The sequence below is a fragment of the Halorubrum trapanicum genome (assembly GCF_017873555.1).
In the GTDB taxonomy this organism is placed as follows: domain Archaea; phylum Halobacteriota; class Halobacteria; order Halobacteriales; family Haloferacaceae; genus Halorubrum; species Halorubrum trapanicum.
This window is the reverse complement of record NZ_JAGGKE010000019.1, coordinates 14,631-39,327: the sequence shown is the minus strand read 5'-3', so window position 1 is coordinate 39,327 and position 24,697 is coordinate 14,631. Positions and strand designations below refer to the sequence as shown.

Annotated in this window: 25 protein-coding genes; 11 read left to right on the top strand and 14 right to left on the bottom strand. The window is 70.5% G+C overall.

The features are described 5' to 3' along the window. Nucleotides 1–82: 82 nt before the first annotated feature. The 7 genes from J2744_RS14820 to glpA all read right to left on the bottom strand — a co-directional run bounded on the left by J2744_RS14820 (nt 83) and on the right by glpA (nt 8,597). Nucleotides 83–769 carry a ribosome assembly factor SBDS gene (locus J2744_RS14820; protein ID WP_210113984.1) on the bottom strand — a complete coding sequence of 229 codons (687 nt, stop codon included), beginning with the start codon at nt 767–769 and terminating at the stop codon, nt 83–85. A gap of 43 nt (nt 770–812) precedes the next feature. Further along, complete coding sequence (locus J2744_RS14815; RefSeq protein ID WP_210113983.1) at nt 813–1,013, bottom strand: DUF7576 family protein; 201 nt, start codon at nt 1,011–1,013, stop codon at nt 813–815. 103 nt (nt 1,014–1,116) lie between these two features. After that, the gene (locus J2744_RS14810; RefSeq protein WP_210113982.1) at nt 1,117–2,523 is read right to left on the bottom strand and encodes a CRTAC1 family protein; all 1,407 of its coding nucleotides are present in this window, start codon (nt 2,521–2,523) and stop codon (nt 1,117–1,119) included. An 81-nt stretch (nt 2,524–2,604) separates the two neighbouring features. After that, nucleotides 2,605–3,615 carry a hypothetical protein gene (locus J2744_RS14805; protein ID WP_210113981.1) on the bottom strand — a complete coding sequence of 337 codons (1,011 nt, stop codon included), beginning with the start codon at nt 3,613–3,615 and terminating at the stop codon, nt 2,605–2,607. A gap of 148 nt (nt 3,616–3,763) precedes the next feature. Continuing rightward, nucleotides 3,764–5,356, bottom strand: coding sequence for an anaerobic glycerol-3-phosphate dehydrogenase subunit C (locus tag J2744_RS14800; protein ID WP_210113980.1), 1,593 nt, complete (start codon nt 5,354–5,356; stop codon nt 3,764–3,766). Further along, on the bottom strand, nt 5,353–6,732 hold the full coding sequence (glpB, locus tag J2744_RS14795; protein WP_210113979.1) for a glycerol-3-phosphate dehydrogenase subunit GlpB: 1,380 nt from the start codon (nt 6,730–6,732) through the stop codon (nt 5,353–5,355). The genes J2744_RS14800 and glpB overlap by 4 nt, the downstream gene beginning before the upstream one ends. After that, nucleotides 6,732–8,597, bottom strand: coding sequence for an anaerobic glycerol-3-phosphate dehydrogenase subunit GlpA (gene glpA / locus J2744_RS14790; RefSeq protein ID WP_210113978.1), 1,866 nt, complete (start codon nt 8,595–8,597; stop codon nt 6,732–6,734). The genes glpB and glpA overlap by 1 nt, the downstream gene beginning before the upstream one ends. A 379-nt stretch (nt 8,598–8,976) precedes the next feature. Here glpA and glpK point away from each other — a divergent pair, with 379 nt between their 5' ends. The 4 genes from glpK to J2744_RS14770 all read left to right on the top strand — a co-directional run bounded on the left by glpK (nt 8,977) and on the right by J2744_RS14770 (nt 13,858). Then, nucleotides 8,977–10,506, top strand: a complete 1,530-nt coding sequence (glpK, locus tag J2744_RS14785; RefSeq protein WP_210113977.1) for a glycerol kinase GlpK — start codon at nt 8,977–8,979, stop codon at nt 10,504–10,506. Between the two features lie 3 nt (nt 10,507–10,509). Then, the gene (locus J2744_RS14780) at nt 10,510–11,601 is read left to right on the top strand and encodes a hypothetical protein (protein WP_210113976.1); all 1,092 of its coding nucleotides are present in this window, start codon (nt 10,510–10,512) and stop codon (nt 11,599–11,601) included. Nucleotides 11,602–11,905: 304 nt separating this feature from the next. Beyond that, nucleotides 11,906–13,078, top strand: a complete 1,173-nt coding sequence (locus tag J2744_RS14775) for a Cdc6/Cdc18 family protein (RefSeq protein WP_210113975.1) — start codon at nt 11,906–11,908, stop codon at nt 13,076–13,078. A gap of 99 nt (nt 13,079–13,177) precedes the next feature. Next, entirely contained in the window at nt 13,178–13,858 is a 681-nt protein-coding gene (locus tag J2744_RS14770) for an HAD-IIB family hydrolase (protein ID WP_210113974.1), read from the top strand. A 40-nt stretch (nt 13,859–13,898) separates the two neighbouring features. Here J2744_RS14770 and J2744_RS14765 read toward each other — a convergent pair whose 3' ends face one another. Then, nucleotides 13,899–14,183: a ribonuclease P protein component 4 gene (locus J2744_RS14765; RefSeq protein ID WP_210113973.1), complete on the bottom strand. Its 285-nt coding sequence runs from the start codon at nt 14,181–14,183 to the stop codon at nt 13,899–13,901. 142 nt (nt 14,184–14,325) lie between these two features. On the opposite strand from J2744_RS14765, the gene J2744_RS14760 reads away from it, so the two are divergent. The 5 genes from J2744_RS14760 (at nt 14,326) to J2744_RS14740 (ending at nt 17,509) form a co-directional block, all read left to right on the top strand. Continuing rightward, nucleotides 14,326–14,520 (top strand): methytransferase partner Trm112, encoded by a 195-nt coding sequence (locus J2744_RS14760; protein WP_210113972.1) that lies wholly within the window; start codon nt 14,326–14,328, stop codon nt 14,518–14,520. A gap of 103 nt (nt 14,521–14,623) precedes the next feature. After that, a complete protein-coding gene (locus tag J2744_RS14755) occupies nt 14,624–15,205 on the top strand; it encodes a DUF7524 family protein (RefSeq protein ID WP_210113971.1) in 582 nt (193 codons plus the stop codon). 104 nt (nt 15,206–15,309) lie between these two features. After that, entirely contained in the window at nt 15,310–15,498 is a 189-nt protein-coding gene (locus J2744_RS14750; RefSeq protein ID WP_004050211.1) for a hypothetical protein, read from the top strand. A gap of 21 nt (nt 15,499–15,519) precedes the next feature. Continuing rightward, complete coding sequence (locus tag J2744_RS14745; protein ID WP_210113970.1) at nt 15,520–15,963, top strand: RNA-binding protein; 444 nt, start codon at nt 15,520–15,522, stop codon at nt 15,961–15,963. A gap of 97 nt (nt 15,964–16,060) precedes the next feature. After that, the gene (locus tag J2744_RS14740) at nt 16,061–17,509 is read left to right on the top strand and encodes an FAD-dependent oxidoreductase (RefSeq protein ID WP_210113969.1); all 1,449 of its coding nucleotides are present in this window, start codon (nt 16,061–16,063) and stop codon (nt 17,507–17,509) included. 35 nt (nt 17,510–17,544) lie between these two features. Here the strand turns inward: J2744_RS14740 and J2744_RS14735 are convergent, their stop codons facing one another. The 6 genes from J2744_RS14735 to nth all read right to left on the bottom strand — a co-directional run bounded on the left by J2744_RS14735 (nt 17,545) and on the right by nth (nt 22,324). Then, the gene (locus J2744_RS14735; protein ID WP_210113968.1) at nt 17,545–18,012 is read right to left on the bottom strand and encodes a hypothetical protein; all 468 of its coding nucleotides are present in this window, start codon (nt 18,010–18,012) and stop codon (nt 17,545–17,547) included. Continuing rightward, the gene (locus J2744_RS14730; protein WP_210113967.1) at nt 18,009–18,503 is read right to left on the bottom strand and encodes a phosphopantetheine adenylyltransferase; all 495 of its coding nucleotides are present in this window, start codon (nt 18,501–18,503) and stop codon (nt 18,009–18,011) included. Before J2744_RS14730 ends, J2744_RS14735 begins: the two co-directional genes overlap by 4 nt. 77 nt (nt 18,504–18,580) lie before the next feature. Next, on the bottom strand, nt 18,581–19,186 hold the full coding sequence (locus J2744_RS14725) for a winged helix-turn-helix domain-containing protein (RefSeq protein WP_210113966.1): 606 nt from the start codon (nt 19,184–19,186) through the stop codon (nt 18,581–18,583). Nucleotides 19,187–19,289: 103 nt separating this feature from the next. Then, nucleotides 19,290–20,369 carry a glutamate--cysteine ligase gene (locus J2744_RS14720; protein WP_210113965.1) on the bottom strand — a complete coding sequence of 360 codons (1,080 nt, stop codon included), beginning with the start codon at nt 20,367–20,369 and terminating at the stop codon, nt 19,290–19,292. A gap of 563 nt (nt 20,370–20,932) precedes the next feature. Next, complete coding sequence (locus J2744_RS14715) at nt 20,933–21,487, bottom strand: DoxX family protein (protein WP_210113964.1); 555 nt, start codon at nt 21,485–21,487, stop codon at nt 20,933–20,935. A 153-nt stretch (nt 21,488–21,640) separates the two neighbouring features. Further along, nucleotides 21,641–22,324 (bottom strand): endonuclease III, encoded by a 684-nt coding sequence (gene nth, locus J2744_RS14710; protein WP_210113963.1) that lies wholly within the window; start codon nt 22,322–22,324, stop codon nt 21,641–21,643. A 122-nt stretch (nt 22,325–22,446) separates the two neighbouring features. Here nth and J2744_RS14705 point away from each other — a divergent pair, with 122 nt between their 5' ends. Together J2744_RS14705 and J2744_RS14700 are read left to right on the top strand one after the other, a co-directional pair. Beyond that, complete coding sequence (locus J2744_RS14705; RefSeq protein ID WP_210113962.1) at nt 22,447–23,730, top strand: tRNA pseudouridine(54/55) synthase Pus10; 1,284 nt, start codon at nt 22,447–22,449, stop codon at nt 23,728–23,730. A gap of 120 nt (nt 23,731–23,850) precedes the next feature. Continuing rightward, a complete protein-coding gene (locus J2744_RS14700; protein ID WP_210113961.1) occupies nt 23,851–24,561 on the top strand; it encodes a universal stress protein in 711 nt (236 codons plus the stop codon). The last annotated feature ends 136 nt before the right edge of the window (nt 24,562–24,697 follow it).

The following is a 24,697-nucleotide window of genomic DNA, read 5'->3' as shown; positions in this document are numbered from 1 at the left end:
AGACGCTCAAAAGATCCACCAGCAACGACCAATCTTACAAGAGACGCTCGCTACCGCTACACAACCGAGGTGTGAGGCTTAACTAAAGACGGATGCCCGACGTGACCTCGTTGACGAGGTCGTACAGGTCGTTCTGGAGCCCGGCGGGGAAGGTGAGCACGCCGACCCACGAGCCGTCGTTCTGCCACTCTTCGCGCTCTAAGTCGCCGAACTCCCGGATCTGCGCCTGGCCGGACCCCGCGTAGTCGGCCGGGAGCTGAACCGCCATCGTCACCTCCTCGAACCGGATCGGGATCACCGGACGCAACGCTTCGAGCGCGTCGTCGACCTGGTTCTCCACCGGCTCCATCGGGTCGATCTGGAACCCCGCCTCCTCCAGCGCGCGCTCGATCCGCTCGGGCGGGTGCGGCGAGTCGTCCATCTGCGGGTTCACGGCGTTTCGGGTGATGGTGTTCACCAGCTGGTTGTGCTTCCGCTCTTGCATCTCCGCGCGCTGCTCGGCGGTGATCTGTATCTCCCCGCGCTCGACGACCTCGGGGATGATCTCGAGCGGGTCCGTGGTGCCGAAGACGGTCTCGAGGTCCTCCTCGGCCGGCCGGTCCCCCCGCGAGGCGTTCTCGAAGACGTCCTCCGCGGCGATGACCTCCGCTAAGTCCCCCTCGAACTCCCCGCGTTTGATCGCGAGCGCGGCGTCGGGGTCGATCAGGGCCTCGAAGCGCTCCCCGTGTGACTCCAGTCGGGCCGTCACGGCCTCGTCGAGCGAAATCATACCGAACGCTACCACCCCCGCGGGCAAAAAGCCTCCCGCCGGATTACCCGTCCGCCGCCGGCCGCTCGTCGTCCCAGTCCGCGCGACACGACTCCGAACAGAACTGTCGATGGACGGCGTCGTCGCCGTCGACCCACGTGACGGTTCGGCGCCCGGTCCCCAGCGCCGGCTCGCCGCACGTCGCGCAGCGCGGCGCGGACTCCTCGTCGACGTCCTCCTCGAGCTCCGAGGTCGGATCCACCATACTCCCCCGTACGCCCGCGGGCACTTGAACCCGCGAAGGGCGGCAAGTTCTGGCCGCGGGGCGCGGTCCCTCTCGCGACCCCTCGACCGGAGCCGTTCGGCCGCTATCGCGTCGTCCGCGCGTCGCGGTCGGCCGCCTTCCGCGACGGGTGCTTGACCGCGATCTCTCGGTCCGCGCTCGGGCCGACGACGGTGCGTTCGCGGCCGTCGGGCCACCGCACGTCCACGCGCCGTGGCTCGGCGTCTCCGAGTCCGAAGTGCGCGACCGGCTCCGTCTGGCAGAGGCACCCGCCCCCGGCGTCGACCGTCCGCCGCTGAACGCCGTCGGCGGTCTCCAGCGTGACGACGGCGCCCCGCGCCGGCGCGCCGTGCCGCGTCGTCGGGCGCACGCGGAGCCAGCCGGCGTCCGCCGCGTCGGGGTCGCTGTACGCCGTCACCGGCTGCGCGGCGACCTCGCCGTGGACGACGAGGAGCTCGAGCGCGCCGTCGCCGTCGAGGTCGGCCGCCACCGCGCCGGTGCCGAACCCGTCCGGCTCCGCGGCCGCGCCGAGCGCGGTGGACTCCCAGCGCGACGACTCGCCGGAGCCGTCCACTCGCTCGAACAGCCGGTTCTCGGCGCCGCAGACGTTGAAGAACAGCTCCTCTCGGCCGTCGTTGTCGAAGTCCGCGGCGACCACCGTCCGGACCGCGCCGGCGTCGCGGAGCGCGGGCGGTGCCACGTCGTCGTACTCGCCGCCGGGCGCGCAGCGAAGGAGGCGGCTCGGCGCCGCCTCGTTGCCGACCGCGAGCGCGAACGTCCCACCCTCGTCGACGACCGCGGCGCCGCGCGTGTCGCCGCCCGGATCCGAGAGGTCGGGGCCGCCGTCGGTCCGAGCGTAGTGGCCGTCGCGGTTGCTAAAGAGGCGGTTCGGGCCGCTCTCGACGCCCGCGAACAGGTCGCCCTCGCGGGAGCGATACGGGACCGCGAGCAGCGAGCGACAGCCCCCCTCGACCTCCAGCCCGACCGCCTCGGCCATGTCGGTGATCTCGCCGTCGTCGCCCAGCTCGTAGAAGGCGAGCGGGGCGGCGTAGCCGGAGACGGCGACACCGTAGCGACCCGTCCCCAGCCGGTCGAGGGCGGCGACCGACCGGCCGGCGCGGACGTCGATGCGGTCGGCGTTCACCTCGCGGGCGAACACGTCGGTCCAGCGGTACCGGTCGGCCTCCAGTCGGCTCAAGAGCAGGTCGGGGTCGCCGCCGTCGACGCCGCGCGCGCAGTTGTGGACGTACACCTCCTCGCAGCCGTCGGCGTCGAGGTCGGCCGCGCACACGCCCATCCCGTGGCGCGTCCCGTCGGCGACGATGCCGCAGGCGGTGTCGGCGAAGCGGTCGCCCTCCCGGGCGTACAGTCGGTTCGGCTCGCCGTAGCCGGCGACGAGGACCAGCGGCCCGTCGCGGCCGGGGGTCACCGCGACGCCGTACCCGCGCATCGGGCGTCCGTCGTCGACGAGCGCGGACCGCTCCGTGAACATGGCCGCCCGTCACCGCTCCGAGGATATGAACGCACGGGTTGGATACGGACGGCGCCGGCCGGGAGGAAATTAGTGTCGAGGCTACAGGTTCCGCTCGATGTAGCGGTTCATCCGCGAGAGCCGATCCGTATCGAACGTCCACAGGCCGCGCCAGACGCGGGGCTCGGTCTCCACCGCGAGGAGTCCGACGCCGCCCTCGATTCCGCGTACGAGGTCGCTGTCCGGGTCGCTCTCGGCGGAATGCGGCCCTTCCGGCGGTCGATAGACAACGAACCAGCTGTCGGTGAAGTCGGAGTCGTCGCCGGCGTGGATCACCGCGTCGAGGTCCGCCGGGAGTTCGTCCGGGACGCCGTAGAGGTGCGTGTCGACGCCGGTGTCGGCGATCCGCTCGTAGACGGTCCGCGTTCCGACCTCGTCGTCGATGCGCGAGAGCCGCTGGAACGACGAGCGGAGGGTGCCGTCACCGGCGGTCCACGCCGCCCGCTCGATGAATCGCGAGACGGTGATGAGGAGCAGCTTCTGTCGGTTCGACTCGGGATACCCGCGGAGCGTGAACGTCGCGTCGTCGAGACCGCTTATCACCGACGGGAGGTCGACGTCGCTCAGCGACCGGCTGCCGGTGATGTAGAGGTCCGAGTTGACGAAGAGCACCGCGTCGCCGAGTTCGGTGAGCGTCGAGCCGGCCACCACCTCGTCGTCCTCCATGAGCAGCACGAGGTTCTCGATCTCGTCGGCGTCGCCGCCGTCGAACGGGACGCCCTCGTGGCGGCGGAGCACCTCGACGTCGATGGACGGGACGACCTCGTCCTCGCCGTCGACCGCGCCGGTCGTCGCCAGTTCGCGGGCGGTCAGACCGACGTTCCGGTCGGTCTCGACTGCTCCCGCGCCGTCGGTCACGCGGCCGTCGCCCGCGCGGTCGATCTCCCGGCCGTCGCCTGCGCGATCGGTCACGCGACCGTCCACCACTCGCACTGCGTCGTCGCCGAACGTGTCCACGAGCATGTTCAAAACGGGATCCGGGTCGGTGCGGTTGACGACGACCACGGAGCGCTCGGGTCCGTCGAAGCGTTCGAGAAACTGTTCGAGAGTCACGTGTTCCGCACTGAACGGGTCCGAGTCATAAGGATTCCCGCACAGTTATCGGGGTTGAGAACGGGGTATTCGGGCGGGCGGGCGGTCGGGCGGGCGGGCGGGCGGGCTCGCGCTCGCAGTCCGCCCGGCGACCGCTCACCCGACCCGTCTACGCGCCCAGCGTCTGCTCCAGCAGCTGGAGGGGGTGTTCGATCTCGTAACCGGTGCCGTGTTCCATCTGCATCGCGCAGGTCGGACACTCCGTCATCCCGACCTCGCCGTCGGCGTCCTCCATGTGCTCGAACATCTCCGCGCCGATCTCCATCGACTTCTCGTACTTCTCCTCCTTCCAGCCGTAGGTGCCGGAGATGCCCGAACAGGAGTCGCCGACATCCTCCATCGTCACGCCGTCGACGTCGCGGAACGTCTCGACGGCCTGCCGAGAGAGCCCCTGATTGCGGGCGTGACACGGCGCGTGGTACGCGAACTCGCGCTCGTCGTCCAGCCCGCCGGCGGCGTCGAGCTCGCCCTCCAGGTCCTCGTGGATCCGGAGGTACTCCAGCGCCTCGAAGGTGTGTTCGGCGAGGTCGTCGATCCCGTGGAGGTCGAACAGCTCGGGGTACTCCTGCCGGAGCGACATCGAACAGGAGGTACAGGAGGCGACCACGTCGGCGCCCTCCCCGATGGCCTCGACGAGGTTCTCGACGTTCGTCTCGGCGTGGCGCCGGGCGTCCTTCAGCATCCCGTTCGCGAACATCGGGGTGCCCGAGCACTTCTGGGGCGGCACCATCACCTCGTAGCCGAAGTGCTCGTAGACGCGTACCATCGCCTTGCCGACCTCGGGGGTGTTGTAGTTGGAGTAGCAGCCGTGGAAGTACGCCACGCGCTTGTCGGGGTTCTCCACCTTCGCGCCGCCGCGCGCCTTCCACCACTCGCGGAACGTCTCCGTGGCGAACTCGGGGAAGTCGCGCTCCTTGGGGATCCCCATCACCTTCTCCATCGCCCACCGTGCCGGCCCGAAGTTCATCGCGAACGACGCCGTCCGCGGGAACATGCTCGCGAGGCTCGCCGACGTGTGGTAGTTCGCTAAGATCCGGTTCCGAATGTACTCGACGGAGAGCTTCTCCATCTGCCGCTCGACGAACTGCCCGCGCGCCTCGTTGTGCATCTGCGAGAGCGGCACCGAGGAGGGGCAGGCGTCGTCACAGCGCATACAGTTCGAACAGGAGGTGATCGACTCGTCGATGTCGTGGTCGTCCTTCCGCTTGAGCCGCCACTGCTCGGGGCCCTGGAACTTCGGGCCGGGGAACTCGTCGTCGACCTCCGCCACCGGACAGGAGGTGTCACAGCTCGTGCACTTGTAACAGGAGTCGGCCCCCTCGCGGAGGTCGAGGTCGCCGCCGGGGAACACGTCGACGGGGTCGTACGCGTCCGGGTCGAGTTCCGTCGAGTCGGTGCCGCCGGTCGCGCTCCCGCTCGACGCGCTCTCGACGCCGCCGTCGGTGGCGGCGCGCTCCGCGGCGGGGTCGCCGGCGGCGCCGCCCGAGTCGACGGACCCGGAGCCGCGGGCGCCGATCGCGTCCGCCTCCGGAACCTCTCCCTCGTCGGGGACGAATATCGACGGCTGCTCGTCGCGGCCGGCCTCCGGCACGCCCGGGGCCGGCTCTCCGCAGCCGCAACCTCCCGTGTCGCGCCCGCCGCTCGTTTCTGTCGTTCCGTTCGCGTCCCCCGCGTCTCCGTCGTCCTCCGTGTGTCGTGTCATTGGGTCGCCTCCGTCGCCGCCTGCCGCCCGGCCACGATGCCGGTCGCGAGCGAGACCCCGCTCGCGGACTTCTCTCTCGCCGCGTCCGCGCCGCCGACGACGCCGCCGGCCGCGAACACGTTCTCGTACTGTGCCTCCCCCTCGGCGTCGGTGGGCCGACACCGCTCGTCGGGCCGCACCCCGAACCGCGCGTACGGCTGGTCGCCGAACGCGTCGTCGACGAACCACTCGTACCGGTCCTCCGGCTGGTCGACGTGGAGGTCGAAGACGGGTTCGCGGACGCCATCGCGGTCGGAGTCGAGTCCCTTCCCGACGAGACCGCCGGTCGCCAGCACGAACGCGTCGGCGCCGTACGGCGCCGTCCGCCCCTTCCGGTCGACCGCCACCGACTCCACCCGCCCGTCGGTTGCGGACTCGACGCCGACGACGGGGTTGCCGGTCTCGAACCGGACGCCCTCGGCGTCGAGCGCGTCGAACAGCTGGTCCTCCAGCCTGAGTCCGGGGAGGCTCGGCGGTCCCATCGGGATCTCGAAGACGTCGGCGCCGAGCCGGTCCGCGAGCTCGGCGCGGACCTCGTCGCCCTCGTCGTCGCCGAGGAACGCCGGGAAGCCGACGCGCTCGACGCGGTCGACGCCGCTCGACTCGTCGACCACGTCGTGGAGGTGGGGGGAGACCGCCTTCGCGAGCGCCTCGCGGGCGGGGACGCCGTCGATCTCCTCGTCGTGGTCGAGCGCCTTCGCGAGCCGGGTGACCTTCGCGTCGGCGCGGAACGCCTCCGCGAACTCGACCTCGGCCCCCGCGGCGTCGAACGGGACGCCCGCTGCCTCCAGCCGCCCCGCGAAGGCGCGCGCGTCGTACTCCGTCAGCGACCGGAACCCGACGACCAGCATCGGTCGGTCGTCGCTGGCGAGTCCCGCCTCGGCGGCCGCGGGGTACCGCGCGGTCGGCTTCACCGCGCCGCCGAACGTCGGCACGAGCGCGTTGCGGTCGGTGTGTCCCCCGCGGTACGCGTCGCCCGCGAGGTCGTCGAAGAGGTCGAGTCCGTCCCGGAGCGCGTCGCTCCCGACGATCCGGTACGGGTGCGACTCCGGGAGCCGCTCGATCCCCTCGTACGGGTCCGCGAGCGGTCCCTCCGGATCGGGCCACTCGTCGGGGTCGAGTTCGCGCCCCGCGGTCGGTGGCCCGTCTCGGAGGGGCTTGGCCGGCTCCGTCGCCGGGACGTAGCCGAGCGCGTCGATCAGCCCGGAGGCCTGCCGCAGCGTGCTCGCCTTGTGGGAGACGAGCCGCACGTCCGCGCCCTCGCGGGCCGCCGACACCGCGGCCGTGATCGCGGCGAGACCGCCGCCGACCACGAGGACGTCGCTGTTTATCGCCATCAGCGCCCCCCGTCCGTGGTCGCGTCGTCACTTGCGCGGCGACCGTCGGCGGCCGCGTCGTCGTTTGCGCGGCCACCATCGGCGGCCGCGTCGTCACTTGCGCGGCCACCATCGGCGGCCGCGTCGTCACTTGCGCGGCCACCGTCGGTCGCCGCCGTTCCGGCCTCGCCCGCGGTACCGCCGGCGTCGGGCGACTCCGTCCCGTCGTCGAACGCGCCGAAGTCGACCTCCTCGTCGAGGTTCGCCGGGTCGCCGTCGCGGTTCATCGTCGTCGCGTGGAGCAGGTGGTTCAACATCGCCTGCGAGAGCTGCTCGCCCCACAGCGCGTGGCGCTGGCCCTTCCAGCGCTCCTGGTACAGCTCGTCCTCGGCGTCGCGGACGACGGGTTCCGGGTACTCCTCGGCCAGCTCCGCGGCGATCCGATGGGTGCAGAAGCCGCCCTGGCAGTTCCCCATCGAGGCGCGGGTCCGCAGGCGGACCGCGTTGAGGTCGGAGCCGGCCTCGCCGATCGCGTCCTGGACCTCCGCGCGGGTCACGCTCTCGCAGTTACAGACGATCGGGTTCGGGTCGTACTCGTCGAGCACGTCGTCCGCTCGCGAGCCGAGCCGCTGGCCCGAGCGCCGGGCGACGGGTGAGCGCAGCCCGAACTCGTCCATCAACTCCGCCATACGCGCCTCGCTCTCGGAGCCCGGCAGGGGGGCGTCGGCGGTGTCGCAGGTCGCCTCGTGGCCGAGGGTGTCACAGACGTGGTCGGAGATGGACTCGGCCATCATCCGGTAGGTGGTGAGCTTCCCGCCGACGATGGTCGTCATCCCCGGCAGGTCGTCGCGGTCGCCGTGGTCGAGCAGGAAGTAGTCGCGGGTGATGTCCGTCGGGTCCTCGGTGCCCGTTCCCGGCGGCTCGTAGAGGGGGCGGACGCCCCAGAAGGAGCGGAGCGTCCGTGCGTCTTCGAGCGCGGGCACGAGCTCGGAGAGTGTCTCGATCATCAGGTCGACTTCCCAGTCCTCCTCGGGGTAGTCCTCGGGGTCGTCGACCTCCTCGTCGGTCGTGCCGAGGATACAGGCGGTCTCGTGGGGGACGACGATGTCGGCGTCGCCCTTCGGCCGACAGCGGTTGATCACGGTGTCGACCTGCCGGGTGTTCATCACCGTCATCACGCCCTTCGAGGGGCGCACCTCCACGTCGACGCCGGCCATCTCGCCGACGTTGCCCGCCCACGCGCCGGTCGCGTTGACCACGTGGCGCGCGCGGATCTCCTCGGTCGTCCCGGGTTCGCGGTGGACGCGCTTCCCTGGACCGGTCTCGTGTTCGATCTCGACGCCGACGACCTCGCCGTCCTCGACGAGCACGTCCGTCACCGGGGCGTGCGTCTCGATCCGCGCGCCGTGCTCGCGGGCGTCCGCGGCGTTCGACACGCAGAGACGGAACGGGTCGACCGCGCCGTCGGGCAACGCGATGGCCTTCTCCACGTCGCGCGCGAGGTACGGCTCGCGGCGGCGTGCCTCTTCGCCGTCGATGACTTCGACGGGGATGTCGCAGGCGCGACACCCCTCAAGCTTCTCCTGGAAGTACTCCTCGGAGTCCTCGGGCCGCTTGACGAACAGCCCGCCGGTCTCCTCGACGCAGTGGGCCGCGATGTCGCGGAGGACCCGGTTCTCCTCGATGCACTCCTCCGCGCTCTTCTGGTCCGAGACCGCGTAGCGACCCCCGCTGTGGAGGAGCCCGTGCATCCGTCCGGTCGTGCCGTGCGTCAGGTTCCCCTTCTCGACGAGGACCGTATCGAGTCCGCGTCGCGCCAGGTCCCTGACGACGCCGCACCCCGTCGACCCCCCACCGACGACGACGACGTCCACTTGTCTATCCATGAAAGGTTCTTAGACCACGACCACTTTACTTTACCTCCCGACGCGCCCTACCCATAACTATCAGGGACATTCAAGTAGTGTAATCGCTGTCGAAGCCGGTGTTTTTATATACTGGTCTTTTTCATCCGGGGCGATGTTCGGATTTCAACAGGAAGATTATTATGGTAGTACATTATGTTCACGATTGGCGTGGTAGCTTCCGTGAAGATATGTTGCGGCGGGGTCGATACGCCCCGCAGCGGTCTCGAGTCGGCTCCGGACGGGTCTGGCTCGCTGACCGCGCGACGCGGTAGCAGACGCGGCACCGGGGTCGCCCTCGACGGCGAGCGCGCCCCGAACACCGCGCGCACGGACCAGCGCCACAGGAGGGATCCACAACATGACACAGTACGTCGGTGCGATAGACCAGGGGACGACCGGCACCCGATTCATGGTGTTCGACCACGCGGGGCAGGTCGTCGCGAACGCCTACGAACAGCACGAGCAGATCTACCCGAATCCGGGGTGGGTCGAACACGATCCGACGGAGATCTGGGAGAACACCAAGCAGGTCGTCCTCGACGGCCTCGCCGACGCGGGACTCGACGCCGATCAGCTCGAAGCGATCGGCATCACTAACCAGCGCGAGACGACGGTCGTGTGGGACAAAGACTCCGGACGACCGGTCCACAACGCCCTCGTGTGGCAGGACCGCCGGACGACCGACCGCGTCGAGGAGCTTCAGGAGGCGGGGAAAGTCGAGGATATCCGCGAGAAGACCGGCCTGGAGGCCGACGCGTACTTCTCCGCGACCAAGACCGAGTGGATTCTCGACAACGCCGAGCCGCTCAAGATGCAGAGCTCGCGGGGCGGCGACCTCCGCGACCGCGCCCGCGCGGGCGAACTCGTGATGGGCACCATCGACTCGTGGCTCATCTACAACCTGACGGGCAACCACATCACGGACGTCACCAACGCCTCCCGGACGATGCTGTACAACATCCGGGACCTCGAGTGGGACGACGAACTCCTCGACGAGTTCGACGTGCCGAAGGAGATGGTGCCCGAGGTGCGCCCCTCCTCCGACGAGGACCACTACGGTCACACGGACGCCGACGGCTTCCTCGGCGAAGACGTCCCGGTCGCGGGCGCGCTGGGCGACCAGCAGGCCGCGCTGTTCGGCCAGACCTGCTTCGACAAGGGCGACGCGAAGAACACCTACGGCACCGGCTCCTTCTACCTGATGAACACGGGAGCCGAGGCCGTCGAGTCCGACCACGGACTGCTGACGACGATCGGGTTCCAGATGTCCGGTGAACCCGTCCAGTACGCGCTGGAGGGGTCCATCTTCATCACCGGCGCCGCAATCGAGTGGCTCGAAGACGTCGACCTGATCAACAACGCGGCCCAGACCGCGGAGCTGGCGCGCTCGGTCGACTCGACCGACGGCGTCTACATGGTCCCGGCGTTCACGGGACTCGGCGCCCCGCACTGGGACGGTCGCGCTCGCGGGACCATCGTCGGGATGACCCGCGGCACCGGCAAGGAGCACATCGTCCGGGCGACGCTCGAATCGATCGCCTACCAGACCCGCGACGTGGCCGAGGCGATGGAGGCCGACTCCGGCGTGGAGACGACGAGCCTCCGCGTCGACGGCGGCGCGGTGAAGAACAACTTCCTCTGTCAGCTCCAGTCGGACATCATCCAGACGGAGATCGCCCGACCGGAGGTCGACGAGACGACCGCGCTCGGCTCCGCGTACGCCGCGGGGCTGGCGGTCGGCTACTGGGACTCCGTCGACGAGCTCCGCGACAACTGGCAGATCGACCGGGAGTTCTCCCCGGAGAAGGACCAAGAAGAGGTCGACAAGCTGTACGACCGCTGGGGCGACGCCGTCGAGAAGTCCCTCGACTGGGCACAGGAGGAGTAATCCATGAACGAACTACTCCTTCAGGTTCCGGTGATCGGGATGGAGGTCGACCAGTTCCTCCTACTCCTCATCACCGCTCTCGCGGGCGGGGCGTTCGGCGCCGCGCTCGGCGCGCTTCCCTCGTTCATCTTTACCGGGTTCGTCGTCTTCCTCGGCGAGGGACTCAACGTTCTCCAGAGCCAGGTCGGCCAGCTCGACGCGGTGCCGGCCGGCGAGCTCGCGGTCGGCATCACCGGCGTTATCGGGTTCGGGGCGGTCACCGGCCCGCACATCGCGTTCGCGGGCGGCGTGGCCGCCTCGGCGTACGCGGGGAAGAAGTATCCCGAGATGAACCCCGCAGACGGCGGGTACCACTTCGGGAAGGACATCACGTACGCGTTCGGCACGAAGCCGGACATCCTCGCGGTCGGAGCCGTCTTCGGCGTGATCGGGATGCTGATCACCCAGCTCGCGAACGGGCTCTTCATCAACGTGATCGAGATCACGCCGCCGACAGACTTCATCGCGGTGTCGGTGTTCGCGACCGCGTTCCTCGCCCGTCCCGTCTTCGGCTACCCGATCGTCGGGAAGCCGGCGGGCGACGGACTCCTCGACATGTCTCCCTTCGAGCGCGGCGAGGACCACCCGAAGGCCGACAGCGGACAGGAGGAGCACGCCGGTCGCCCGGCGACCGAGCCGTGGCTCCCGCACCAGTACAAGTGGTCGGGCGTCACCGCCATCGGTCTCGTCGGCGGGGTTCTCGGCGGCTACATCTGGCTCCAGACGGGGAGCATCTTCATGGGCTACGGCATCTCCGCGATGAGTCTGCTGTTCCTCAACCTCGGGGTCGAGAAGATCCCGGTGACCCACCACATCACGCTGCTCGGCGCGGTCGGCGCGGTCGTCATCGCCCCCGTCGCGGGCAGCGTCGTCGCGCTGCTGGCGGCGGGCGCCTTCGGGGCGCTCAGCGGTCTCGTGGGCGAGGTCACCCAGCGGATGTTCTACTCGCACTCCGGGACTCACGTGGACCCGCCGGCGATGGCCATCGCGATCATGATGCTCGGCGTGGGAATTCTCGCCATCCTCGGCGTCCTGCCGAACGCCGGGTACCTCTGAGACCGCGCGCGGGAGCCGACACCGCGTCGGTCCCCCTCGTACGGTTACGGACGGTTCACACGCGAAAGCACCCTCCAGACCAAGCCGCCGATCCAATGAGACCAGACCGGTTACGCGACCGACGCCGCCGCGCTCGTTCCGGGAGCGACGGCAGTCGCCGGGGCGAGGCCGCCGCCGCTCGCGACGGTGACCTCACTCGCGACGGCGACCTCACTCGCGACGGCGACAGCGGTCCCGACCGCGACCGGACTCGCATCGACCCCGGTTCGTGTCAGTTTTATTCGGCTATCACGGAGGGTCGACCGTGAATATCGACGACCGGATCGAGCGACGGCTCGGCTACGACACCGGCCTGAGCGTGCTCGCCGACTTCGAGGCCGTCTCACCGGTCTCTCACGCCGAGTCACCGGTCGGCCGCGGTCCGGCGATCGAGCGCCTGCTCGACGTGTTCGCCCCCGCCTTCTCCGGGTCGCTCCCCCCGAGCCTCTACGTGTACGGACCGAAGGGGAGCGGGAAGTCGGCGGTCGTCTCCGCGCTGTTCGACCGCCTCTCGACCCACAGCGGCCCGCGGCAAGCGATCCAGACGACGACGCGAGCGGTCGAGCCGACGATCCCCGGGTTCGTCTACGTCGACGCCCGGCACGCGTCGACCCGGTTCCGGCTGTACCACGCGATGCTGGCCGCGATGAGCGACGACCCCGTCCCGGACCACGGGATCGGCACCGAGGAGCTGGCGGAATCGCTGCGCGACGTGATGCGGACCGGTCCCGACCTCGTCGTCGCCGTCGACCACACCAACGAGGTCGAGACGCCGCCGGCGTCGACGCTGATCGGCTGGCTCACCGACGTGGGCGAGCGGCTCGTCCCGGCGTGTATCGGCCGCGACCCGCCGGACGCGATCGACTGGGAGCCGGAGAGCACGGTCGAGTTCGCGAAGTACCGCCGGCACGTCCTCGTCGAGCTGTTGACGAGCCGGTGTTCGACCGGACTCGGCCGCGACGCGCTCACCCACGACCAGATCCGCGATATCGTCGAGTGGTCCGCTGGCGACGCCCACGACGCGCTCGCCGCCGTGATGGGCGCGGCGGTCAGCGCGGAACGGGCGGGCGCGTCGACGATTCGCTCGGCCGACGTCGACACCGGCATCGAGGGCGTCCCGCGCCCCTGCGTGGCGCTGGGCCGCGTCCTCGCGCTCCCCGAGAGCCGCCAGCGGCTCCTCTACGAGCTCGCCGGTCTCTCGGACGACGAGCGCTCCACGGTCGGTGCGGCGACGGAGGCCATCGCGGCGCGCCCGGGGGTCGACCTCTCGGCGTCGACGGTGCGCCGCGTCCTCTACGAACTGGCCGACGCCGGCCTGCTCGAACGCGTGACCGTCCACCGGAGCGACGGCAAGGGGCGTCCCCCGAGCCGGCTCGTGCCGCTTTTCCCGACCGTGGTCTTCCGCGAGCTGTTCGACCGGCAGGCTCGAACCGGATAGCCCGGGCTCGGACACCCCCGCCCGGCGCGCCCGCCGGGCGGATTCGGCTCCCCTCCGATCGAACGGAAGACAGTTGTCGCCGAGTCGCCGACTTCGGGTATGGTTCCGCCCCTCGCGCTCGACATCGACGGCACGCTGACGACGCCGACCGGCCGGATCGATCCGCGGGTCTTCGAGCTGTTGCCCGCGTGGGACGCGCCGGTCGTGTTCGCCACCGGGAAGGCGTTCCCGTACCCGGTCGCGCTCGCGCACTTCCTCGGCCGCGAGGAGACGGTGATCGCGGAGAACGGCGGCGTCGCGTACGCCGACGGCGAGACGACGGTCGTCGGCGACCCGGACGCGGCGCGGGCCGTCGTCGAGGCGTTCCGCGAACGCGGCGGCGAGGTCGGGTGGGGCGACGGCGACACGGTGAACCGCTGGCGCGAGACGGAGGTCGCGCTCTCGCCCGACGCCGACGGGGCGCTCCTGCGCGAGGTCGCCGCGACCGTCGACGACGTGGAGGTCGTCGACACCGGCTACGCCTACCACGTGAAGTCGACCGGGGTGAGCAAGGGCCGGGCGCTCGGCGTCGTCGCCGACGCGCTCGGAGTCGACCCCGCCGCCTTCGTCGCGGTCGGCGACAGCGAGAACGACGTGTCGACGTTCGGCGTCGCCGGCGAGTCGTACGCGGTCGCCAACGCTGACGACGCCGCCAGCGAGGCCGCCGACGAGGTGGTCGAGGAGGGGTTCATGGACGGAACGGTCTCGGTACTCTCGGAACTGCGCGAACGCGCCGAGTAGTCGCGGGGCGCCGTCTCGGTCGCGCCCCCCGCCGCCGCGGTCACTCCCCGCCGTAGGGGTACCGCGCCGTCGCCCCGCACTCGGTGCAGCGGACGACCACGCGCCCGGGGCGCGTCCGGACGCGACTCGTCTTGCCGGGGCGGAGGTAGACGGCGCAGTCGTCGCAGGCGCGCCTGGAGAGTTCGGCGGGGATCCCGCAGCGGTTCCGCTCGGCGATTCGGCGGGCGCGGGCGACGTACTCGCGGGCGCGGTCGTACTCGTCGTCGACGACCGCCTCGCGGGCGAGGACGAACAGCCGCTCGATCCGCTCCGCCGGAATTCCCATGTCACGGTGGCCGCCGCGCGACGGCAAAGAGGTTGTTATCCGGGTCGAGCGGGGCACCGGCGCGGACCGCTCCGGCGCTCCGAACCCACCGCGGCGGCCGCGACCCGCACGCTTTTTTATCGGTCCGGCTCAACCGAGCGGTATGAAGGAATCCCTGATGGACGTGATCTGCTGTCCGCTCGACAAGGCGGCCCTCGAACTCGACATCGACGACGCGGACGACGCGGAGGTCCTCGCCGGGACGCTCACGTGTACGGAGTGCGGCGAGACGTACCCGATCGAGGACGGGATCCCGAACCTCCTGCCGCCGGACATGCGCGAAGAGGCCGCGGCGTAGCGGTTCCGTCCCGAGCAGGCGCTTGCGGGCCGGCGGCTCGCCGACGTCGCCGAACCCCTTGGTCGTGTGAATCTTTTTTTAGTACGGGGTCGTGGGTGCCACCGTGCCGACACTCGACGTCGAACTGAACGGGGAGGCGGTCCACGACATCGACGCGCCGGACTCGTTCGCCGCGGACGGGCCGTTTCCGGTCGTGCTCGACAACAGCGGGCGCTCGACGCACGTTCACCTTCACTTCGACGACGACCTCGACCGGGTGGCCGCGCTCGACGAGGGCAACCACTTCGTCGCCGACGAGGCCACCCGCCACGTCCACGTCTCGACGGCCGACGTCGACGAACCGGTCCGCGGGAAGCTGAAGATCGTCACCGGCTACGGGTCGAACACGCGCTACGTCGACGTGCGGGTCGACCCGTCGACCGAGACCCCGGAGGAGCCGGTCGCCGTCGACGAGGCCCTCTCGGCGCCACCGGAGCGCAGCCCGGACCTCCCGCCCAGGCAGCGCGCGGTGAACGCGCTCGACCGTCTCGTCCAGCGCGGCGGAATCGCGGGCGCGGTCTTCGGATTCCTCGCGGTCGCCGCGGGCGTCGCGCTCGCGCTCGCCGTCGACAGCGCCCTCGTCTGGCTCGCGGTGGGACTCGCGCTGCTGGTCGCGCTCGGCGCGGCGCTGCTCGCGGTGGCGTGAGGCGGCGCCGCTGGGAGTCGAGTGAGGCGGTTTTCCCCGTCCGGCTCCCCGCGGCGTCGGTCCGGATCCGCGCGCTTTTAAGCGTCCCACCGGAACGAAACGCCATGAGCTTCGAGAAGGAAGACGAGGTCGTGCTCCACGACAAACACAGCGAGTACGACGGCGAGACGGGGACGATTACGCAGGTGATGGAGACGATGTTCGGCGACGCGACGTACACGGTCAGCTTCGAGGACGGCCAGGAGACGGGCGTCCCGGAAGACGCGCTCGACGCCGTCGAGAGCGAGGAGTAACGCCGCCCCCACTCGTACCGCATGCCGAAAGTCCCCTTCCACTACGTCGACCTCCGGGCGTTCTCGTACGCCACGGAGGACGAAAAACGGGTCGAGCAGGCGCTGTACTCGCTGTTACCCGAGGAGGTCGAGCTCGACCGCGTCGAGAACGTGGGCCATCACGGGGACCGGATCGTCGTGCTCTCGGCGCGCGTCGAGACCGCCGACGAGATGCGACACGTGCTCGACCGGCTCTCCGAGCTGGAGGACCTCGACCGCGTCCTCGGGGAGCTGGACGAGCGGGTCGACGACAACTGCGCGCTGTTCCTCCGCCTCGACAAGCAGGCGGCGTTCCGCGGCGAGGTCCGGCTCGGTCCGGGGATCACCGTCCGCACGAAGGTCGAGGCGTACCCCGCGAAAAAGGAGAAGGCGGTCGCGAACGCCCGCGAGACGCTCTCGCGGCTGGCGGACGACGGAGACGACTGAACGCCGGCGGCCGCGCGTTCGGTCCGCACTCGTCCGGCCGCGCGCCCCGCCCGCACCCGCGGCGTGACTTTTTCACCCGTCCCGCCGATGTCCGGCTATGAGCGATCCGTTCGTGGTCGTCGGGGCCGACGCGGCGGGGTTGAGCGCGGCCAGCAAGTTCCGCCGCGAGGCGCCAGACCGCGAGGTCGTCGTCTTCGAGAAGGGCCGGTGGATCTCGTACGCCTACTGCGGGATGCCCTACTTCGTCGCCGGCTACGTCGACCGCATGTCGAACCTCCTGTCGCTGTCGCCGAGCGAGGTCGACGAGCGGGGCATCGACCTCCGGCGCGACCGCGAGGTGGTCGCCGTCGACCCCGACGCGAAGCGCGTCACCGTCGAGACGGCCGACGGCGACCGGTTCGAACAGGCGTACGGCGACCTGCTCGTCGCCACCGGGGCGCGAGCGACCACCGGTCCCTTCGACGTGCGCGGCGTCGACGGCGCGTTCACGCTCCATGACATGGACGCGGCAGCCGCCATCGACGCGTACGTCGCTGAGCCGGACGCCTACGACCCGGCCCGCGCCGACGTGAGCGCGGTCGACCGCGAGCGCGTCGACCGCAACGCGGCGATGCCGGCGCCCGAGACCGTCGCGGTCGTCGGCGGCGGCTACGTCGGCGTCGAGGTCGCGGAGGCGCTCGCGGAGCGCGGCCTCTCGGTCCACGTGTTCCACCGCTCCGGCCACCTCCTCTCTCCGTTCGGCGAGACGGTCGGGAACCGGGTCGAGGCGGCGCTCGAAGCCGAGGGCGTCACCGTTCACACCGACGCGCCGGTCGAGGCGCTCGTCGGCGACGACCGGATCGAGGCGGTCGAGATCGGCGGCGGGACCGACGGGGCCTCACCCGAGCGGACCGCGGTCGACATGGCGGTCGTCGGCGTCGGGATCCGACCGAACACCGACCTCCTCGACGGTACCGGGTTCGACCGCGGGCCGGGAGACGCGATCCGCGTCGACGACCACGGCCGCACCAGTCTCCCGGACGTGTACGCCGCGGGCGACTGCGCGACCGCGCGCCACGCGGTGACCGGGGAACCCGACTGGACGCCGCTCGGACTCACCGCGAACCGCGCCGGGCGGGCCGTCGGCGCGACGGTCGCGGGCGACCCGACGCCCGTCGGCGACATCGCGGGCACCGCGGCCGTCAAAGCGTTCGACACGGAGGCCGCTCGCGTCGGGATCGTAGACCCGGAGGAGGCGGAAGCGGCCGGCTTCGATCCTGTCAGCGAGACGGTGACCGCGGGGTCGCGCTCCGGGTACTACCCGGGCGCGGCCGAGACCGACGTGACGCTCGTCGCCGACCGCGACACCGGGCGACTCCTCGGCGGGAGCATCGCCGGGACCGACCGCGCCGCGATCCGGATCGACACCCTCGCGACCGCCGTCGAGGCGGACATGACCGTTCCCGAGGTCGAGCGGCTGGACCTCGCGTACGCGCCGCCGTTCAGTCCGGTGTGGGACCCGATACTCGTCGCCGCGAAGGTGCTGAACGGGAAACTCGACGACTGAAAGGGGAGTACGCGTCGCGGCGCGATCTGGACCGCTCAGTCCTCAGTTCGACCGACGACGAATCCGACCACCGCGGCCGCGACGCCGACCGCGACCGCGGCGGCGACCGCGACGCCGAGCGGTTCGGCGACCGCGAGGAGCGTCGGTCCGTCGGCGGCGAACGGACTGGCGTACGGCGCCGGTCCGACCGCGCGGAGCAGCGTCCCGGCGAAGGGCCCGTACGCGAGCAGCACCGTCGGGAGCGCGCCGCCGCCGGTCGCGGCGAACGCGAGCGCGCCCAGCGCCGTCACCGCGGCGAGTCCGCCGGCGGTTTCGGCGGCACCGATCCCGACCGCGGCGGTCGCGTCGAAGGCGACGTACGACAGCGCCAGTCCGACCGCGCTCCAGACCGTCGCGCGCTCGAAGCCCGTCTCGCCGAGGAGGATTCGGCGTAGCGCCGCGGTGCCGGACTCAGGCGGGTCGGACCCGGCCGCGCCGCCCTCGGTCGCGTTCCCGTCGGTCATTCCGGTCGCGTCGCGCCCCGTCCCTCGCGGTCGGGGGTGAGGTTGCCGTGTTCGTCGATCTCGCCGGCCACGATCCGCGTCGAGGAGATGCGTTCGCCGTCCTCGGCCGCGACGTGGTCGACGATCACCAGTTCGAGCGGGTCGTGGCCTCGCTCGGCGCGGATCTCGTTGATCCGCTCGCCGCCCGCCTTCGTCTCGGGGGAGACGACGAGCGCGTCGAACTCCGGCTCGACCGCGATGCCGGTCGGCTCGGTCAGCTTCCGGATCTCGTACTCGCGCCCGTGGCGCTCGGCTCGCGGGGCCAGCTCCGCTTCCAGGTCGCGCTCGCGCCGGTCGTAGGGACGGACGTACCGCTCGACGTGTCGGGTCTCCGGCGCTAAGTCGTCGGAAGTGAGTCCGACGGTAACGTCACCCAGCTCGAACGCCCGTTCGAACAGCTTGCGGTGGCCGTCGTGAACGGGGTCGAACGTACCCCCCAGCGCGACGTTCATGTCTCTCCGTTGCGCGGGTCGAACTTAAATGGTCCCGAACCGCGGTCGGTCGGCGCTGAAGGGGATCGCGGTCCGTCTCAGTTCTCGGATTCGCGGTCGTCCGCGTCGCCGCCCTCGGTTTCGTCCTCGTCGTCTTCACCGTCCGCATCGTCGATCTCGGTTTCGTCCTCGTCGCCCTCGCCGTCGACGGAGATCTGAACCGGTTCGGCGTCGCCGTCGGGCGACTCGCCGCCGAGGCGCCGGTCGAGGTTGAAGACGGCGTTCAGCTCCGCCTGGACGTCGCCGACGACGCCGCGGACCAGCTCGCTCGGCGCGATGGCCTCGTACTCGTAGGGGTTGTTGCCCGCGCCCTCCGCCTTCCGCTTGCCCCGCTCGACGGTGCCCTCGTCGTGGAGTTCGGCGAGCGCCTCGCGGACGGTGCTGGGGTAGAGTCCGGTGCCGTCGGCGACCTCGTCGCTCGTGCTGTGGGGGTTGTCCCGGAGATAGACGTAGATGCGCGCTCGGGTCTCCGTGTCGAGGACCCACGCGAGCAGGTCGACGACGTTGTCGTCGAACCCCTTTACGGCCCTGTCGGCGCCCTCGCCGAGCCGCTCTTTCGTCTTCCGAAGCTCCTCGCGGGTCCGTTCCGTCGGCGACTCCTCCGCGTCGTCTCCCGGATCGGCAGGTGAATCGTCCGTGGTCATGACGGAAACTGGGGGCTACGCGGGCAAAAGGGTTTCTCGTCGCTTTCGTTCCGACGAAACTTCTCGGGCGAGGGGCACCCTGCGCCGCTCTCCCCGTCCGGCGTCAGGCCCTCACGAGGAGGCCCTCTCGCAGCGCGTCGGCGCCCGACTCCTCGCGGATCCGGCGCTGGCGCGCGGCGCCGCTCTCCGCCTCGTACACCTCGCGGATACCGTCGATTCCGAGTCGGTCGCACTCCGCGTCGACGACCTCAGCCAGCGGGGTCGTCCCCTCGCCGTCGCGGTCGACGAACGAGGCGTCGTGACCGCGCCGGATCGCGCGCCACTTGTTCTCGTCGAGCAGCTCGCGGCGCAGCGTCGTCGGGGACTCGCCGTCCTCGTACCGCGCGGCGTAGTCGACGACCAGCGCGCGGACGTACTCGACCAGGGCGAGCGTCACCTCCGGGTCGCGCTGCGCGTCGGGGGCGCGGACCTCCACGGTGCCGTGACCGGTGTGGGGGCGCACGTCGAACCACAGCTCGCCGCGGTCCGCGATGGAGTCCGTCTCGACCATCCGGCGCTCGTACCGCTGGAACGCGTCGAAGTCGTCGAACGCGGAGGGGACGCCCGTGTTCGGGAGGTTCTCGAACACCTTCGCGCGGGCCGAGGCCAGCCCGGTGTCGAACCCGTTCCAGAACGGGGAGTTCGCGGACAAAGCGAGCAGCACCGGGCAGTGCCACCGCAACCGGTTCGCGATCCAGACGGCCTTGTCCGCGTCGTCGACGCCGACGTGGACGTGGAGTCCCGCGGTCGTGTTCCGGTGTTGGGGGTACTGGATCCGATCGAGCTGGGCCTGGTACCGAGGTTTCTGAACGTGGTCGAGTTCGCGCCACTTCGCCGCCGGATGGAGTCCCGCGGCCGCGATGCCGTACCCGTCGGCGGCGGCGTGGTCGACGAGCGCCTCGCGCACCGTTTCGAGCGCGTCTGCGGCGTTCGACGGGTCCTCGATCAGCTCCGTCTGCGCTTCGATGGTACACTCGAACAGTTCGTGGTCGAACCCCTCCGGCACCGCCGCGGGCGGGTCGCGGCCGTACACGAGGTCGTCAGTCCCGGACGTGGGGCGGCCGTCGGCATCGACGATGTAGAACTCCTCCTCGATGCCGAGCGTCCCCATCCGGGAGAACGCGTCCCGCGAACCGAGTTCCATTACGCCTCCGTTCCGCCCGCGCGGTCTTATATGGATTGGAACCCGAAACGGAGCGCCGGTGTCGCGAGCGGCTATTTAAATGATTCGCGCAGTCGACTCGTCAACTTATAAACGGCGGGCGGTCGCGGTGGCGCGTGCCTGCGAGCGGCCGCCGAAGGCGGTCGCGAGCCAGCACGCGCGAGGGAGTCGGTCGCCGAGCGAAGCGACGGCGACCGACGAGGCTGGGGAGGCGTGAGGCTGCGGTGCTGTGCGGTCGGGCGGGACTCAAAGGGGCAGCCGTGAGGCGGGCGCAGGCGACGCAAGCACCACAGGGAGAGAGCGAGTGAAACGAGCGACCGACCGAGGAGCGCAGCGAGCGTGCGCCCGCCTCACGGCTGGGGCTTTGGAGGCGTTCTCCGGCGATCCACAGTCAGCCATTTATAAACGAGCGGTAGCATCGCGGCCGCTCTCCGTCACAAAACTGAGTACGAAAATCGAACCGGCCGAACTGTACTGTGCGTATCGAAAACGAGTCGGCGGCGCGCGGTCACGCGCCAGATTCCCTCGCCCGATTTCGTCCCCGCTTACCCGAGGACGTACCGGAGCGCCGGGAACTTCTCGACGAGCGCCTGCCCGCCCACCTCGATCCGCTCGATGTAGGCGTCGAGGCCGAGGACGCGGCCCGCGCCGAACGCGGCGACCGTGAGGAACACGATCGCGTACACCAGCGTCGAGTCGAACAGGGCGAGGACGTCGCCGCTCCACCCGCCGAGGTAGAACAGCGTCATCTGTAACGCCCCGCCGAGCGCGGCCAGCCGGACGAACGCCCCGGCGATGAGCGCGAGACCGATGAGCAGCTGCGTCGCGGGCACGAACACGTTGACGAACTCCATTAGCGTCGCGTTGGCGGCCATCGCGCCGAACAGGCCACTGACCGGACTCGCGGGGGCGACGTTCGCGAGGTAGCCCGCGGCGTCGAACGGCCACTCCGAGACCTTCCCGAGACCCGCGAACAGGATCATCCCGCCGATGGTCGCCCGAAGCAGGACGATGAACAGCGCCGACAGCGAGTGCGCCTTCCCCAACAGCGTGATCCCGCCGATCTCTCCGCCGAACTCGTTCGTGTTTTTGGTGGACATTGTGTCTCTCCTCACTTACGGATACGCCGGATAACTGTATAAACCGAGAAGCGAGTTCCCTTTCAGCGGGACGGATTCGGGCGGTTCCCCTCATCTGCGGGGTCTTTAAATACTACCCACCGAACGTCATCGGTCTCTCCTCGTTTCCGTCTCCTACCACGCCTCGCCGCTCGCCAGGTCCACGTCGCCGTCGCCCTTCTCGGAGGGACAGACGTCAGCGAGCGCGCAGTCCGCGCAGTCGGGGTTGATCGCGGTACACGTCGCCCGCCCGTGGTCGATCATGAGGTGCGTGAACTGCTGCCAGTCGCTCTCGGGGACGATGTCGAGCAAGTCCTGTTCGATCGCCTCCGGGCGCTCCTCCTCCGTGATTCCCAGCCGCCGCGTGAGCCGCTGGACGTGGGTGTCGACGACGATTCCCTCCACCACGTCGTGGCCGTGCTGGAGGACGACGTTGGCGGTCTTGCGGCCGACGCCGGCCAGATCCGTCAGTTCCGACATCGTGTCCGGGACCTCGCCGTCGTGTGCCTCGGCGATGTCCGCGCACGCCGAGCGGATGTACTTCGCCTTGTTGTTGTAGTAGGTGATCGAGTTGATCGCCGCCGCCAGCTCCTCTTGGGGCGCGTTCGCGTACTCCTCGGGAGTCTCGTACGTCTCGAACAGGTCGGCGCACACCTCGTTCACCCGCTCGTCCGTGCACTGCGCCGAGAGGATCACGGCGATTAGCAGCTCCAGCCGGTTCGAGTAGTTGAGCGAGATGGTCGAGTCGGGGTATTCCTCGTAGAGCCGGTCTAAGACCTCCGCGACCTGCTCCTCCCGCGAGTCGAGTGGCGTTCCCATACGGGTTCCTCCGGCCGGGCGACATTGAACGATCCGACTGCGGGCGTCCTTCCCCGACCGGACGGACAGCCGTTCCCCGACCGAGTAGTAAGACAGTTACCACGCGGCGCGCTGGAGACCGTATGGACGTACTCGACGTCGCGGCGCGCGCGACAGCGACCGGGCCGGTGTGCGACGCCTGCCTCGGTCGGCTCGTCGCCGACCGGAGCTTCGGGCTGTCGAACGCCGACCGCGGCTCGGCGCTCCGCGTCTCGCTCGCGCTGCGCGACGACGAGGACCACGAGCCGGTCGAAATGGCAGAGTGTTGGGTCTGTGAGGGGCGCTGCGTCGAGTTCGACGCGTGGGCCGACCGCGCCGCGGAGGCGGTCGAGGGAGTCGAGTTCGCCACGTACAACGTCGGCACGCGCCCGCCGCCGCTGATCGAGGAGAACGAGGCCCTGCTCCGCGCGGACGCCGGTCTCGACGAGGACGCGGGCGAACCGTTCAAATCCGAGTTCAACCGCGAGGTCGGAAAGCGGTTCGGACGCCGCACCGACACCGAGGTCTCCTTCGACCGCCCGGACGTTCAGTTCACGATCGATCTCGCCGAGGACGAGGTTGACGCGAAGGTGAACTCCACGTTCGTCTACGGCCGCTACCGGAAGCTGGAGCGCGACATCCCGCAGACAGAGTGGCCCTGCCGGGAGTGTAAGGGGTCCGGGCGGCAGGGCGCGGACCCCTGCGACCACTGCGGCGGCTCCGGCTACCTCTACGACGACAGCGTCGAGGAGTACACCGCCCCGGTCGTCGAGGACGTGATGGACGGGACGGAGGCGACGTTCCACGGCGCGGGCCGCGAGGACGTCGACGCCCTGATGCTCGGTACCGGCCGCCCGTTCGTGATCGAGGTCGAGGAGCCGCGCCGTCGCCGGGTCGACACGGACCGCCTCCAGTCGGACATCAACGCGTTCGCCGACGGCGCGGTCGAGGTCGAGGGCCTCCGGCTCGCGACGTACGACATGGTGGAGCGCGTGAAGGAACACGGCGCCGCGAAGCGCTACCGGGCGCGGGTGACGTTCGACGCCGACGTCGACGCCGACGCGCTCGCCGACGCGGTCGCCGAGCTGGAGGGGGCGACCGTCGAGCAGTACACGCCGAACCGGGTGGACCACCGCCGCGCGAGCATCACCCGCGAGCGCGACGCCTACGAGGTGACCGCCGAACTCGACGACCCGCGCCACGCGGCCGTCGAGATCCGCGGCGAGGGCGGGCTCTACATCAAGGAGCTGATATCGAGCGACGAGGGCCGGACGGAGCCGAGCCTCGCCGGCCTGCTCGGCGTCGGCGCCGAGGTGACCGCGCTCGATGTGCTCGCCGTGGAGGGGGAAGACGAGCCGTTCGAGCGCGAGGAGTTCTTCCGAGAGTGATGCCGGTCTTCCGGGAGTGACGCCCCGAGGCTCCCGGCGCTGGGCCTCGCGGCGCGAGCGCTCGGCCGGAACGGGACCGGAACCAACGGGATTTATCTGACGAGCGTCAGACGTTCGCGTATGAACGGGAGCGACGCCGACGGTGGGAGCACCCGAAACGGCGGGACCCGAAACGGCGGCGCCCGCGGCGGTTCGAGCGAGTCGACCGCGAGCGGCGGTTCCGCCGCGGTCGACTCGCTCGCGGTCGGCGACTCCGTGATCGGACCCGCGGTCGACGACGCGGTCGACGTCGCCGCCGCGGCCGACGTATCGCTGAACGGCGCCGACCGCGCGGAGCGTCCCGACCGCGTCTCCTCGGTCCTCGTCGCGGTCGGTCCCGGCCCGCACTCGGGAGCGACCGTCGACGTCGCGCGGGAGATCGCGGCGGCGACCGACGCGTGGCTCGAACTGTTCCACGTCGTCCCCTCGGACGCGGCGCTCGCCGACGCCGGACCCGACGAGGGCGCGAGCGGAACTGCCGCCCCCGCTGACGGTCCCGGCGACGCGGACGGCACCGACTACGTCGCGGCCGGCGAGCGACTCCTCGACGCGGCCGAGGACAGGCTCGGCGGGTTCGACCGCGCCGACCGGTGGCTCGTCGAGGACCGGACCGCGGCGGGCGCGGTCGTCGAGCAGTCGCCCTACTACGACCTGGTCGTCGTGGGCGCGCCGACGACGGGGACGGTCGGTCGGTTCGTCTTCGGCTCCACGACCGACACGGTCGTCGGCGACGCCGAGGTCCCCGTCGTCGTCGTCGAGGCAGACGGGTCGACCGCGCTCGACGCGGAGTAGAGGCGCGGCCGACGCGCCGCCGCTTCCGCGTCGCTCTCGTCTGTCCTTCTCGTTCTCCCGTGTTCTCGCCGCGTGTTCCCGATTCACGTCTCGGCGACAGCGTTAAATTAGTGTACACACTTGTACATCACAACGC